This window comes from Rhodoferax sp. RT4P68 (genome assembly GCF_056521305.1).
This window is the reverse complement of sequence record NZ_JBWMBB010000002.1, coordinates 402,156-415,397: the sequence shown is the minus strand read 5'-3', so window position 1 is coordinate 415,397 and position 13,242 is coordinate 402,156. Positions and strand designations below refer to the sequence as shown.

11 protein-coding genes are annotated in these 13,242 nt (G+C 67.3%); 9 read left to right on the top strand and 2 right to left on the bottom strand.

Annotated elements, in window-relative coordinates; translation table 11 throughout:
- The first annotated feature begins 47 nt into the window (after window positions 1–47).
- Together AC099J_RS05385 and AC099J_RS05380 are read left to right on the top strand one after the other, a co-directional pair.
- A complete protein-coding gene (locus AC099J_RS05385; RefSeq protein WP_479614188.1) occupies window positions 48–317 on the top strand; it encodes an acyl carrier protein in 270 nt (89 codons plus the stop codon).
- Entirely contained in the window at window positions 314–2,095 is a 1,782-nt protein-coding gene (locus AC099J_RS05380) for a hydrolase 1, exosortase A system-associated (RefSeq protein ID WP_479614187.1), read from the top strand. The genes AC099J_RS05385 and AC099J_RS05380 overlap by 4 nt, the downstream gene beginning before the upstream one ends.
- Window positions 2,096–2,108: 13 nt before the next feature.
- Here AC099J_RS05380 and AC099J_RS05375 read toward each other — a convergent pair whose 3' ends face one another.
- Complete coding sequence (locus AC099J_RS05375; protein WP_479614186.1) at window positions 2,109–3,263, bottom strand: GNAT family N-acetyltransferase; 1,155 nt, start codon at window positions 3,261–3,263, stop codon at window positions 2,109–2,111.
- A gap of 158 nt (window positions 3,264–3,421) precedes the next feature.
- Between AC099J_RS05375 and AC099J_RS05370 the strand changes: the two genes are divergently transcribed.
- The 7 genes from AC099J_RS05370 to AC099J_RS05340 all read left to right on the top strand — a co-directional run bounded on the left by AC099J_RS05370 (window position 3,422) and on the right by AC099J_RS05340 (window position 11,749).
- On the top strand, window positions 3,422–4,303 hold the full coding sequence (locus AC099J_RS05370) for a glycosyltransferase family 2 protein (RefSeq protein ID WP_479614185.1): 882 nt from the start codon (window positions 3,422–3,424) through the stop codon (window positions 4,301–4,303).
- A gap of 29 nt (window positions 4,304–4,332) precedes the next feature.
- Window positions 4,333–4,767 carry a GtrA family protein gene (locus AC099J_RS05365; RefSeq protein WP_479614184.1) on the top strand — a complete coding sequence of 145 codons (435 nt, stop codon included), beginning with the start codon at window positions 4,333–4,335 and terminating at the stop codon, window positions 4,765–4,767.
- Entirely contained in the window at window positions 4,764–6,338 is a 1,575-nt protein-coding gene (locus tag AC099J_RS05360) for a hypothetical protein (RefSeq protein WP_479614183.1), read from the top strand. Before AC099J_RS05365 ends, AC099J_RS05360 begins: the two co-directional genes overlap by 4 nt.
- Before the next feature lie 79 nt (window positions 6,339–6,417).
- A complete protein-coding gene (locus tag AC099J_RS05355) occupies window positions 6,418–7,854 on the top strand; it encodes an oligosaccharide flippase family protein (RefSeq protein ID WP_479614182.1) in 1,437 nt (478 codons plus the stop codon).
- Window positions 7,855–7,877: 23 nt separating this feature from the next.
- Entirely contained in the window at window positions 7,878–9,077 is a 1,200-nt protein-coding gene (locus tag AC099J_RS05350; protein ID WP_479614181.1) for a polysaccharide pyruvyl transferase family protein, read from the top strand.
- Complete coding sequence (locus AC099J_RS05345) at window positions 9,070–10,056, top strand: glycosyltransferase family 2 protein (protein WP_479614180.1); 987 nt, start codon at window positions 9,070–9,072, stop codon at window positions 10,054–10,056. Before AC099J_RS05350 ends, AC099J_RS05345 begins: the two co-directional genes overlap by 8 nt.
- Window positions 10,057–10,129: 73 nt before the next feature.
- Entirely contained in the window at window positions 10,130–11,749 is a 1,620-nt protein-coding gene (locus AC099J_RS05340; RefSeq protein ID WP_479614179.1) for an ArnT family glycosyltransferase, read from the top strand.
- 35 nt (window positions 11,750–11,784) lie between these two features.
- Here the strand turns inward: AC099J_RS05340 and AC099J_RS05335 are convergent, their stop codons facing one another.
- A complete protein-coding gene (locus tag AC099J_RS05335) occupies window positions 11,785–13,221 on the bottom strand; it encodes a Coenzyme F420 hydrogenase/dehydrogenase, beta subunit C-terminal domain (RefSeq protein ID WP_479614178.1) in 1,437 nt (478 codons plus the stop codon).
- Between the last annotated feature and the right edge of the window lie 21 nt (window positions 13,222–13,242).

The window sequence follows — 13,242 nt, the reverse complement described above, 5'->3', positions numbered from 1 at the left end:
CCATAGAATCAAACCCCGCCCTTTCAGGCCCACCGCGCCCCGCACCCATGACCGTCCTGCAAGAGACTTTGCACGTCCTCGATGACACCCTCGGCCTGCAGGGCCGCGCTGCGGGCTTTGGGCCAGAGACGCTGCTGCTGGGCGCGCTGCCCGAGCTGGACTCGATGGCCGTGGTGTCGCTGATCTCGGCGCTGGAGTCGCATTTCGGCGTCATGCTGCCCGACGACGAGATCGACGGCAGCGTGTTTGCGACGGTGGGCGCGCTGGCCGGCTTCGTCGAGCGCCAGGTGGAGGGGCTGAGCCCTCCCCCCGCATGACGACGGCGCAGGCTTTCTTCCTCGCGGCCGAGCCCGGCCAACGCTATGGCCTCTACCACCCCGCCCAGGGCCGGCCGCGCGGCCAGATGCTGCTGGTCCAGGCCTTTGCCGAAGAGTTGAACAAGACCCGGCGCATGACCGCCTTGCAGGCCCGCGCGCTGGCTAGCGAAGGCTATGCCGTGCTGCAGATCGACCTGCACGGCTGCGGCGACAGCAGCGGCGATTTCGGCGATGCCAGCTGGGACATTTGGCTGCGCGACCTGGTGCTGGCGCGCGCCTGGCTGCAGGCGCAGATGCCGCCCGGCGAGCCGGTGCCGCTGTGGTTGTGGGGCGTGCGCGCGGGCTGCCTGCTGGCGGCCGACCTGGCGCGCGCCCTGGCCGAGCCGTGCCACCTGCTGCTGTGGCAGCCCAGCTTTGTGACGGGCGGCCAGCAACTGCAGCAGTTCTTGCGGCTGCGCCTGGCGGCCGACATGCTGGCGCAGTCAGAGGGCAGCAGCAAGGGCGCCATGCAGGCGCTGCAGGCCCAGAGCGCGGCCGGCCAAAGCCTGGACATTGCCGGCTACACGCTGGCGCCGGCCCTCGCCGCCGGCCTCGCCCGCAGCGCACTGACGCCGCCCCCCGCTCCGCTGGGGCCGGCGGCACGGCTGGTCTGGCTGGAAGTGGCATCCAGCCTGCGAGAAGACGACCCGGTCGGCCCGGCCGCAGCCCGCACCGTGCAGACCTGGCAACAGGCCGGATGGCAGGTGCAGGCGCGCAGCGTGCAGGGGCCGGCGTTCTGGCAGACGGTCGAGGCCGAGGAGGCGCCCGCCCTCCTGGCGGCCACGCACGCCGCACTGGCCACCCACGACGCCGCCCCAAGCCCCGCGCGGCCGGCCAATGCGGCGCATGCCGCAAGCGCAGCCGAAAGTCCTCCGGTGCACGCCGCACTCTGCAGCGAATCGGCCCTCACCCTGCCCTGCGCAGGCGTGGCGCTGCCCGCCCTGCTGGCGCTGCCCGCACCGGGCGCGGCGGTGCATGCGCAGGGCGTGCTGGTCGTGGTCGGCGGCCCGCAGTACCGCATCGGCAGCCACCGTCAGTTCGTGCAGTTGGCGCGACGGCTGGCAGCTCAGGGCTACCCGGTGCTGCGCTTTGACGTGCGCGGCATGGGCGACAGCCCGGGCGAGCCGCGCAGCTTCGAAGATCTGCACGACGACATCGCCGCCGGCATCGACGGCCTGCTGCACGCCGTGCCGACGCTGCGCTCGGTCGTGCTGTGGGGCCTGTGCGACGGCGCGGCCGCCAGCCTGCTGTACCTGCACGAGCGCGCCGACCCGCGCGTGGCCGGCCTATGCCTGCTGAACCCCTGGGCCCGCTCGCCGCAGGGACTGGCACGCACGCAGATCCGGCACTACTACGGCGCACGCCTGCTGCAGGCGGCCTTCTGGCGCAAGTTGCTGGGCGGCGGCGTCGGACTGCAGGCGCTGCGCGATCTGGCGGGCAACGTGCGCCAGGCCTCGGCCCGGGCGGCACCCACGGTGACCAAGCCGTTCCAGCAGCGCATGGCCGAGGCCTGGCGCGCTTTCCCAGGGCGCATCCTGCTACTGCTGAGCGCGCAGGATCTGACGGCGCAGGAGTTCGCGGAACACGCGCGCACCGACCCGGCCTGGTCGGGCCTGCTGGCGCGCGCCAACGTGCAGCGTGAGATGCTGGCCGAGGCCGACCACACACTGTCGACACCGCTGCCGCGTGCACAGATGGAGCAGTTAACGCTGCAGTGGCTGGCGACGCTGCGCGCCTGAGCGCCCAACGGCCTCAGGGAGTGGGCGTGGGCGTGGCGTTTCCCGGCGGTACCGGTACCGGTACCGGTGGGGGTGTCGGTGTCGGCGTGGCAGCGGGCGCCAGCGCAGGCGCAGGTGCCGGGGCCGCACGCCGGCCCAGCCAGCGTGGCGCGAAGTGACGCAGCGCCCCCAGCCAGCCGCGCCAGTGCCGCGCGTCGAATGCGATCAGGCCCACGCGTTCGCGCCGCGCCTCCATCCAGTCGCGCTTGTAAGCGTCGTCACCACTGAGGTAGTCGACCTCGTCCACCCTGTCGACGTCGATCACATGGGCCATCAGCGCGGTCGTCAACACCGAGCCCGGCGAGAACCGCTCGAAACCCTCCACGTAGGCCAGTTTGTAGATGCTGGCCTTGCCGCCGCACACCAGCCAGACCTGGGCGGCGATCGGCTCGCCCTGCAGGCGCAGCACCGCCAGCCGCAGCCAGCCCTGCGCCGCCGCGGCGCGCATCAACGCCGGCATGAACGACGGGCAGGGTTCGGGCTGCTTCCAGCTGCGCGCGTAGACGGCGGTGAAATCGTCGATGCCGGCCGCCAGATCCGCCCCCTGCCCCGTGTGGATGCGCAGCTCCCAGGCGCCCGCCCGGCCCAGCCGCCGGCGGCCCCGCTCCACGCTGTTGCGCAGCGCCGAGGGGCGCGCGGCAAACAGCGCGGCCGCGCTGCGCCCCTGCACCGGCAAATACCAGTTGCCAAAGCAGAAGAAGTGGTCCACCCAATAGCCGGCCCCGCGCAGTCCGGCCCGCAGGTTCTGCAGCCACGGCGCCTGCGCGACCAGCGGCTGCAGGCGCAGCACGCGTCCGCCGGCCCCCCGCAGCACCCCCGCCAACGCCCCCCAGGTGGCAGGCAGGGCCTGATCGGGCAGCCCCAACGGCGCCCACAGCGCGCTGTAGTAGTTGGACAACGCAGCCAGGCCGCCCGGCTCGCGCCGCAAGCCCAGCGCAAAAACCGCGGCCCGGTCCGGCTCACGCGCCACCAGCCACAGCGGCTGCACCGTCTGCTCGAAGCCCGCATCGAGGAGCGTCTCGAACCAGGGCACCGAGGCGAACACCTCTTGAGGGGCGCCCTGCAGCGCCGGGTCCGCGGCAACGGCGTTCGCAAGCGAGGTGTGGACGTGGAAGGTGGCAGCGTGCATGGCGGCGCATTCAAGCACATCGACCCAGCCGTCGGGCGGTCATGCGCACATGGGATGATTTTTTGGCTGCAAACCGCCACTCGCTCACATATGTGACAAATTGCTAAGGGATACTCGGCCACCCCTCGCGCGTACGTGCGCCTTCGTCCTCCTCCGCCATGCCGCCAGAAGCCTCCGACGCCCCGCCGCCGCCCGTGCCCGCGCCACCGCTGGTGACGGTCGCCATCCCTGCCTACAAGGGGGCGGCGTTCATCCGGGCGACCATCGAATCCGTGCTGGCGCAAACTTTGACCGATTTCGAACTGATCGTCATCGACGACGGCTCGCCAGACGAGACGGCTGAGATCGCCGCCAGCTTCCAGGATGCGCGCATCCGACTGTTGCGCAACCCGCGCAACCTCGGGCCGCAGGGCAACTGGAACCGTTGCCTGTTTGAAGCCCGCGGCAAGTACTTCAAGCTGCTGCCGCAGGACGATCTGCTGGCCACAGATTGCCTGGCGCAGCAGGTCGCCGTGCTGGAGGCAGACGCGGACGAGCGCATCGCGCTGGTGTTCTGTGCACGGCGCATCGTGCTGCCCGATGGGCGCCCGCTGATGCGGCGCCGCTATCCGGCACGCACCGGCCTGCTCGACGGCCAGGCCGTCATCAACCGCTGCATCCGTGCCGGCACCAACCTGATCGGTGAGCCCGGCTGCGGCCTGTACCGGCGGTCCCTGGCCACACAGATCGGCGACTTCGACGCCGTCAACCCTTACGTCGTGGATCTGGACTATTGGTTCCGCCTGCTGAAGACCGGGCATGCCTACTACCTGGAGGCGCCGCTCAGCGCCTTCCGGGTGTCGCGCGGTTCGTGGAGCGTGGCCATCGGCAACGCGCAAAGCACCGACTTCAACCAATTCATCCGCCGCATCTCGACCACCCCAGGGTTTGCACCCAGCGCCATTGACCGCCACCTGGGCCGCTTGCGGGCGCCGCTGTACAGCTGCCTGCGCGCCGTGTTCTACCGGCTGTGGCTGGCGCCGGTGCGCCGCGTCGGTTGATGGCGACGTCGTCCGCCCCAGCCGCCACCGTGCCTGCTGCCACCGAGAACGGCCCGGGCGCGGAACGCAAGCGATTTCTGCGCTACCTGGCGGTGGGGCTGGCCAACACCGCGTTTTCCTACGGCATCTACGCCCTGTGCATCGCGCTGGGCATGGCCTATTTCGTGGCCAACCTGGTGGCGCTGGTCTGCGGCATCGCCGTCGGCTTCCAGGCGCACAAACGCCTGGTGTTCAAGACGGCGGGCCGCTGGTCGTTCCTGTACTTCGTCGCCGTCTGGGCCGTGCTGTACTTCTTCAACATCGCGCTGATCGGCTGGCTGATGGCACGGGGCTTCAACGCCTACGTGGCCGGCGCCCTGGCGCTGCCACCCACGACCGTGCTGTCCTATGGGCTGCAGCGGCTGCTGGTGTTCCGTGGCGCCCCCCTCGCGCCGCCGGCCGAGCCGGCATCGGACCGGCCATGAACGCCACCTACATGCGTGCCGGCTTCGGGGCCACCCCGCTGCCGGCCCCCAACGGCATCACCCACCCGCTGGGCATGTTCGGCGCGGTGTTCGTGTGCTTTCTGGCGATGGCGCTGGGCCCGCTGCTGCTGGCCTCGCCGCTGCCGCTGGGCGACTACGCCAACCACCTGGCGCGGCTCCACATCCTGGCCAACCTGGAGGAATCCGAGCCGCTGGCGCGCTACTACGAGATCCAGTGGGGCGTGATTCCCAACCTGGCGTCGGACATCCTGGTGCCGGCCGCGATGCACTGGTTCGGCATCGGCGTGGAGCGCGCGTCGCTGCTGTTCGTCGCCACCAGCCTGGTGCTGATCGCCAGCGGCGCGGTGGTGCTGAACCGTGCACTGTTCGGAACCTGGTCCTACCTGTCGCTGGGCGTGTTCCTCTTGCTCTACAACCGGCATTTCCTGTGGGGCTTCATGAACTACGTGTTCGCCATCGGGCTGATGCTGTGGGTGATGGCGGCCTGGGTGGAGGTGCGCGAGCGCGCCCACTGGGCGTTGCGCCTGATGTTCGCCCTGCCGGCCACGGTGCTGTTCATCTGCCACCTGTTCCCGCTGGGCGTCTACGGGCTGTTCGTCATGGCGTACGAAGGCGGGCGCTGGTGGCGTGGGCGCAAGCTGGCCGGCGCGACCGCTCGCGGCCTGGCCGGTGTGGTGCTGGCCGGTATCCAGTTCCTGCCCGCGCTGGGGCTGCTGGTGCTGGCCAGCCCCACGGCAGGCCGGGTCGGCGACATCCTGCCCGGCAGCATCGCCAACAAGGCGCTGGGGCTGCTGGACGTCTTCAACAACTACAGCCTGCCGCTGGACGTGGCGACCTGGCTGCTGGTGCTGGGCGTCTTGGCCGTGGGGCTGTGGCGCAAGGCGTTTCGCGTGCACCCGGCCATGCTGCTGCCGCTGGCCGTGCTGACGGTGTTCTACCTGGTGCTGCCCAACGGGCTGTTCTCGTCCGGCGGCGCCGACCGGCGGCTGACGGCGGCCATCGGCGTGGTGGCTGCGGCCTCACTGGGCGGTCTGGCGCTGTCGCGCCGGCAACTGCAGGCCGGCGTGCTGGCGCTGGCGGCGCTGTTCACCGTGCGCATGGGCGTGATCGGCTTCAACTGGGTGCGCGCCGACAGCATCTACGCGCACCACCGCGAGGCGATGAGCAAGATCGACCATGGCGCGCGTGTGGCCACCTTGCTGTCGGCGCCCGCCTTCCCCTGGCTGCTGAATCCGCCGATCGACCACATCGGCACCCTGCTGGTGGTGCAGAAGGACGCATTCGTGAACGGCTTGTTCGCAGAGCCCGGCGCGCAGGTGGTGATGCCTCGCTACAACCTGGACACGCCGTTTTACAAGTTTCCTTCCGGCATTTACAGGAAGGACACGGCCGAAGAACGCCAACGGGTCCTGCAATCGCTGCCGCTGGAGCGCTTTGACTGGGTCTACCTGGTCGGCACCAAGGACTTTGTAGGCACGATGTCACCTCGTCTGCAGTTGGTCTGGCGCGACGATGTGATCGACACGTCGGTCTACAAGATCGTGCGGTGACAATGCGTGCGGCTTCGGCCGCTCGTACCGCGTCAGCGCGCGTACCCTCCATGGCCAGCGCGCCTGTGCACCTCTTCAGATGAACTCCTTACGCAAGAAAGTCGGCATCCAGTTCCTGGCCAGCAACGGCGCGCTGGCCGCGAACTTCGTGTTGTCGATCGTCATCGCCCGGCTGCTGTCGCCGCAGGAGATCGGCATCTTCTCGATGAGCGCGGTGCTGGTGGCGTTCTCGCATGTGTTTCGCGACTTCGGGGTGTTCTCGTACATCAAGCGGCAACCCACGCTGGACGCGCAAACCATCCGCACCGCCACGGGCATCCTGTATGTGACCTCGGTCGTGATGGCTGCGTTGCTGTTCGCGTCGTCCTGGTGGTGGGGCCGCTTCTTTCGGGTCGATGGCGTCCGCGAAGTGGTGCAGATCCTGTCGCTCGGCTTCCTGTTCATTCCTTTCGGTGCCATTCCCGCCGCCGTGCTGTCGCGGTCCATGGAAGTGGAGAAGGCCGCCAAGGTCACCGTATTCGCGACCGTTGTGTATGTGTGCGCCAGCATCACCTTTGCGCTGCTCGGCTTCAGCTACACCACGATGGCCTGGGCCAACCTGGTGAACATCCTGGCCGTGGGCATCGGCTTTCACTTCGTGCGTCCGGCGGGGCTGCCGCGCCGCCCCTCACTCGTGGGCTGGCGCAAGATCGTCGGCTTCGGCAGCGGCACGGTGCTGACCTCGTCGTTGAAGGCCCTGGACAACGCACTGCCCGACGTCATGCTGGGCCGCATGGCCACGCCGGCCCACGTCGGCTACTTCAGCCGTGCGAACTCGACCGTCGGCATCATCAACAGCGTTCTGACGCCCACGATCAATGCGCTTGCGCTGCCCTATCTGGCCAAGACCTACCACTCCAATGCCCGGCTGGACATCGAGTTCTGCCGGGGCACCTCCTACCTCACCAGCCTCATCTGGCCAGCGCTGGGCTTCATGCTGGTGATGAAGAGCGAGGTGATCCTGACGCTGTACGGCAGTGCATGGGCGGGCTCGGTGCCGGCCATCGCATGGCTGTGTGGCGTCGTGGCCATCCAGACCGCCTTTTCTCTGATGCCCCACGCGCTGATGGGCATGGGCAAGCCCTACGCCACTGCACTGCCGCTCGGCATCGCGCTCGCCTTCAAGTTCGCGCTGGCGCTGGCGCTGTTCGACGGGTCGCTGCAAAGCTTCGCAGAGGCGGTGTTGATCGGCGAACTGCTCGCCATCCCGTTGTATGTCATCGTGCTGAAGGCGCAACTGGGCATCGGCGTTCGCAAATGGTTACATGTACAGGCCCGACCTGCCGCATTGACCGTGACAGTATGCGCGGCTGTCTGGGCCTGGCGGCACCTCCTGGATGACCGTCTACCGGCCTGGGCATCGTTGGGAGTTGCTGTAGTTGTCGCCGCTGTGGTCTGGCTGCTCGGCACCAAACTCCTGCGGCTTCCGCTCTGGAGCGAAATCTCTGTATTCCTGCAACGATTCAAAAACGTATGACATCCACCCGAACGCCCAGCATCGTGGCTTACGGTGCCGCCGCCGAGCCGGTGCCCCCCCTCAGCCCGTGGCAGCGCACGCGAGCTGCGCTCAAGCATGCGCACTACCTGTCGCGCGACCGCGCACGTTGGAAAAACGGCGACCTGTCCGCGCTCGACTACCGCAATTACCAAAATGACACGTCCGTCAACCGCGGCGACCAGGCCATCGTCGACAGCATCACGTCCAAGATCGCTGCCCATATGGACAAGGTCGATTTCGTCCACAAGAACTGGGGGACCCTGAGTTCGATCCCGACCACCAGCGCCATGGTGGCGGTGTGCGGGAGCGGATACCTGGCGCTGAACAAGGACAACAAACTGAGTCAGTCGACCGCGAATGATCTCGAATTCCTGTTGACCAACAAGATTCCTCTGGCGCTGGTCGGCATCGGCATCAACCAGATCCTCGGGCCGCAGGATCACGCCGACGGGGAAATCAGCCTCTCCGACCTGCCCGCCATCCGCAAACTGCTGCAGCGCTGTGACCTCATCAGCGTGCGCGACTGGAGGACCCACCGCGCCCTGCAGGCGCTCACGGACAAGCCTGTGCACATGGTGGCGGATGCCGCGCTGTACTACGCGCCTGCCAAAGCACCGGGCACCAGTCGGCCTGCCGGCGCCGATCGACCGCTGAAGATTGGTTTCAACCTGCCATTCCACGGGCCGAAGGCCAACGAGCGCGTGCGCAAAGACCTGCCCAAGTATGTCGAACTGCTGAAGGCGATCCAGGCACAAGGCGCCTGCGAGTTTCATTACATGACGCACTACGAGCCCGAGAAGGTGGTCGCGCGCCTGATGCAGGACGCGGGGATTCCCATGACGGTCGCAGATGGCCCGCCCGATGACTTGTTGCGCGCCTACCAGCAGTTGGACCTGCACATCGGCGGCATGCTGCATTCGTGCATCCTGGCCACGTCGTGCGGTGTTCCTTGCATCGGCCTGGCGTACGACGTAAAGCACAACGGATTTTTCGACGTCATGCAGATGCCGGCGCACTGCGTGTCGGCCGTCCATTTCGACGTGCCCAACACGCTGACCGTTTTCAACGCCGTGCGCGCCGACCTGCCGGCCATCCAGGCCAGGATTGGCGCGCGCCGCGAAGCACTCGAGCAGGAGTTCGATCGGTTCGTGCGGCAGGCGGTGGAACTGATCGAGCCGCGCGTAGGGGTCGCCCATGCCTGAGGCCGCCCCGCCAGCGGCGCTGCATCCTCGTGTGTCGGTGGTGATCCCCGTGCGCAACGGCAAGGACTACATCCACGAGGCCATCGACAGCATCCTGACGCAGTCGTTCACGTCGCTGGAGATCATCGTCGTCGACGATGGCTCGGACGATTTTGACTACGCGACGCTGGCCCAGGTCGACCCCCGTATCCGCACGCTGCGGCTGACGGGTCGTGGCGTGTCCCATGCGCGCAATGCAGGCATGCGGGAAGCGCGCGGCGAGTTCATCGCCTTCCTCGATGCGGACGATGTCTGGTTCCCAGGCAAGCTGCTGGCGCAGGTGCGCTATTTCGACCGTCATCCGGATGTGGGCGTGGTGTTCGGCGGGTTCATCCGCTGGTCTGCCGACGCGCAGGGCGTGTTTCCGGCGGCGCACACGCTCTGGCATGACTGCAGTGACATGAGCGAGGCCGAGGCTGGGCGCTCGGGTTGGATCTACACGCGCTTGCTGCTGGGGCTGCTGGTCGGCATGAACACCGCTGTGATCCGGCGCCGCATCTATCAGTCCATCGGCGGCTTCAACCCTTCCATGCGGGTCGGTGAAGACTACGATTTCTGGCTGAAGGCTGCGCGCATCACGCAGATGCATGCATTGGACGGCACGGTGGCGTTCTACCGGATCCATGGCTCCAGTGCCATGCACCGGCTCTCGGAGGTCAGCCCCCTGGCCACCATGTTGCAGACCGCCCATCTGCGCTGGGGCCTGACGAACCCCGACGGATCCAGCATTGGAGAGCGCGAATTCCGTGGCCGTATCGGCAATGTCTACTTCGACCATGGCTACTCGCATTTCTGGAACGGCGACCTGGACGTCGCTCGCCGCGCTTTCTGGCGCGCGCTGCTGCAAAGCCGCCGCAAACCCCGTGCCGGCGCCTATTTCGCGCTGACATTGTGGAAGCGGCTCATGCGCAGCCTGGGCCGCGCGCAGGTGCGCCGCTGACCGGCAGCGGGGCACGCTTCGTACTGCGCGGACCGCGCAGCCACCCAACTTTTTGTACTGATCCACCGAGCCCATGAAGTTTTCAACACGACACGCTGACGCGCTGGCAGCGTTGCTGATCCTGCTGGTCCTTGGCGTGCTGTTCAGCGCAGCCCCCTGGGCGGGCGAGTTCTTTTGGTCGGATGCGCCGCGCCATGCCCTGAACGGCGTCTTCGTGAAGGACCTGCTGGTAGCCGCCCCCTTCTCCGCACCACAGGATTACGCGATGCGCTACTACGCCCAGTACCCGGCGTTGACCATCCTGTTCTATCCGCCGCTGTTCTATGCGCTGAGCGCGCCGCTGTACGCATTGTTCGGTGTGTCGCAAGCCACGGCGCTGTTCGCGGTGTTTCTGCACTACGCCGCTCTGGCCTGGGGCAGCTACCGGCTGGCCGGGCTGTGGCTGCCGCGTTTTGCCTCTGTGTTGTGCGCGCTGACCGTGATTGCCCTGCCCGAAGTGGCGTTCTGGGGTCGCCAGGTGATGCTGGAGATCCCCGCCTTCGCGTTTCTGGTGTGGAGCGCGTACGCCTTCGTGCGATACCTGCGCGGCGAGCGCCCGCTGTTCCTGTACCTCGCCTGCGCCCTGCTGGTGCTGGGCATGTACACCAAGATCAGTCTGGCCTTCATGGCGCCGGTGTACGCCCTCATGCTGCTGGGCAGTCGGCGCTGGAGCCTGCTGCGCGATCCGCATGTGTGGGGCGCGCTGGCACTAAGCGTGGTGAGCCTGCTGCCGCTGATGGTGTTGACCATCAAGTTCGGGCAGGCCAATGTGCAGTCGGTGACGGGCATCGCCGATGCCGAGGTGTCACGCGCGTCGCTGTCCGGCTGGCTGTGGTACCTGCGCCAGATGCCAGGCCAGATGGGCTGGCTGGCATGCGCCAGCGCGGCCGCCGCCAGCATCTGTCTGGTCGTGGCCGCCCCGCGCCGTGTGCATGCACCGCTGCGGGAACAGTTGGCGTTCTTCGGGCTCTGGTTCTGCGTTGGCTACCTGTTCTTCTCGGCCATCGATCTCAAGGAAGCGCGGCACAGCGTCTTCCTGTTGGTCCCCGCCGTGTTTGCTGCGTTCTTCGCCCTGAACCTGCTGCCACAGCGCACGCTGGCCCTGGCCCTGGGCATCACGTTGGCGGCAGGCACGCTCGCGCAGACGATGTGGAGCCGCCCCGTGTTTGCCGTCGGCGGCTACGCCCAGGCGGTCGACTACATCGCACGCCACGCGCCGAAGGACAGCGCCGTGATCTTCTCCGGCTACCGCGACGGTGCCTTCGTGTTCAACATGCGCACGCGCGAGGACCGCCGCGACCTGAGCGTGGTGCGGGCCGACAAGCTGCTGCTGCGCGTGGCCGTGCGGCGCGAATTGGGGGTCGAGCAGAAGGCGCTGTCCGAGCCGGACATCCGCGCACTGATCCACAGCAGCGGCGCGCACTACCTCGTCGTGCAACCGGGCTTCTGGGACGACCTGGAAGTGATGCGCCGCTTCGAGGCGGTGTTGGCGTCTGCGGAGTTCGAACGCGTGGAGCGCTTTGCCACGCCCGCGAACTTTCCGGCGCACGAGAAGGAACTGGTGATCTACCGCAACAAGGGGCCGGTTGCCAAACGGCCCGAGGGGTTCCAGATCGACCTGCCGATCATCGGCCGCAAGATCGAGGCAAAGTAACGCAGCGGAGCCGGATGGCGGCTCGTGTCTGCTGGCTACTTGGAGAACCGGCGCAACAGGCCCACCGACTTGTCGGCCAGCTTGCGCAACAGGGCGACCGGATGGCGCGCGTAAAAGATGGCGGCTTCCCGGTTCATGGCTTGAACGTGCAGCTTCTTCATGCGGTCGGTCAGCGGGCGCATGTCATCCATGAAGGCCTGCAGATCTCCCTTTCGCTTGGCGCGAAGAAACGCAGCGTGGCTTTGCTCCGCGATCTGAACGCGCGCGCGCACGATCCTCTTGCGGATGAGGTCGGTTGGCCGTGAGCCCGGCTGGACGCGCTTCTTGGGAAACCAGAGCTTCTTTCGCCGGGCATCCAGGGTGCGCACCGACAAGCCATCCCAGCGGTGCCGGTAGTTGCCCGCCTGCGACTTCACGACCCGCTCGACGTCCAGCACGTCGAGTTCGATCTCGGCAGCCTGCAGGCCGGCCTGCAGCAGCTGGTCCAGACGCTCGGAGCGGCAGATCACGATGCTCGTCCCGCGCCAGTTCGCGTCGTACTCCGGCAGCCAGGCGTCGCCGAATGTGGCGTCTGCCAGCTCGCCCATCACATCGTCGCAGGCATCACAGGCCTTGAGCTGAAAGAAGGCATGGCCCCAGTTGCTTCCGTAGAGCGAGGGCGCAGAACGGGTGAACGAATCGCCGTCCGGGCGTCGCCAGGCCTGCACCGAATACTTCGGGGCTGGCTGACTGGGATCCTTCACCCTGAAATCGAACTTCCCCAGCGCTGGCGGTGGCACGCCCATTTGCCATGCAAACAGCTCGGCAAAGGCGGGTGACTTGAGGTGCCCGCAGATCAGCGCAAAGCAAAAGGGAATCTGTGCACGCAGGACCTCGTCCTCGCGGCACAGCAAGCGCATCGCCTTGACGAAACAGGGAACGCCAATGAACAGGTAGCGCCGCCCATTGCCGCGCACCTTCAAGACCACATCCGAAAAGCAGACGGTGTAGTAGCGCGACTTCGTTTTCTCGTACAGCTGCTCGAGGCTCTCCGAGACCGCGTACTCGAACAGTCGGGATTCACTGTCGAGCGCACCGACGTGGATCACGCCGTCGATCTCGCCAGAGCGCAACAGCTGGGCTGCAGCCCATGTTGTCAATCCACCGGAACTGGACCGCTGAACCAGCGCGTCATCGGCGATGCGGCCAGCGAACGTCGACGCGTAAAAACCGACACGCGGATCGTGGGACTTCGCCGTGTCCCGGAACAATGCTTCGCCCAGCGTGGTCTCGTCCGCGCTTGCATCCGAAAAGGGACAGACGGCATCGACGCTCTGCAACAGCTGCGGGCTCGCGTTCTCGATGGCCGGGCGAAACAGCCCGTGCTGGTCCAGCTGCATCTCCAACGCCCCGCCTGACTTCACACGACAGGCGCCGCAGCCCACGCAAAAGCCATTGGTGACAACTTGATCGATCGAGATGGTGGGGTTCATGGTCACGTGCAATGTGGATGG

Bases quoted from the DNA above. Each gene is read 5' to 3' on its own strand.
- AC099J_RS05345 (WP_479614180.1), top strand. From the start codon at position 9,070: ATGCCTGAGGCCGCCCCGCCAGCGGCGCTGCATCCTCGTGTGTCGGTG.
- AC099J_RS05380 (WP_479614187.1), top strand. From the start codon at position 314: ATGACGACGGCGCAGGCTTTCTTCCTCGCGGCCGAGCCCGGCCAACGC.
- AC099J_RS05375 (WP_479614186.1), bottom strand. From the start codon at position 3,263: ATGCACGCTGCCACCTTCCACGTCCACACCTCGCTTGCGAACGCCGTT.
- AC099J_RS05355 (WP_479614182.1), top strand. From the start codon at position 6,418: ATGAACTCCTTACGCAAGAAAGTCGGCATCCAGTTCCTGGCCAGCAAC.
- AC099J_RS05385 (WP_479614188.1), top strand. From the start codon at position 48: ATGACCGTCCTGCAAGAGACTTTGCACGTCCTCGATGACACCCTCGGC.
- AC099J_RS05335 (WP_479614178.1), bottom strand. From the start codon at position 13,221: ATGAACCCCACCATCTCGATCGATCAAGTTGTCACCAATGGCTTTTGC.
- AC099J_RS05340 (WP_479614179.1), top strand. From the start codon at position 10,130: ATGAAGTTTTCAACACGACACGCTGACGCGCTGGCAGCGTTGCTGATC.
- AC099J_RS05370 (WP_479614185.1), top strand. From the start codon at position 3,422: ATGCCGCCAGAAGCCTCCGACGCCCCGCCGCCGCCCGTGCCCGCGCCA.
- AC099J_RS05360 (WP_479614183.1), top strand. From the start codon at position 4,764: ATGAACGCCACCTACATGCGTGCCGGCTTCGGGGCCACCCCGCTGCCG.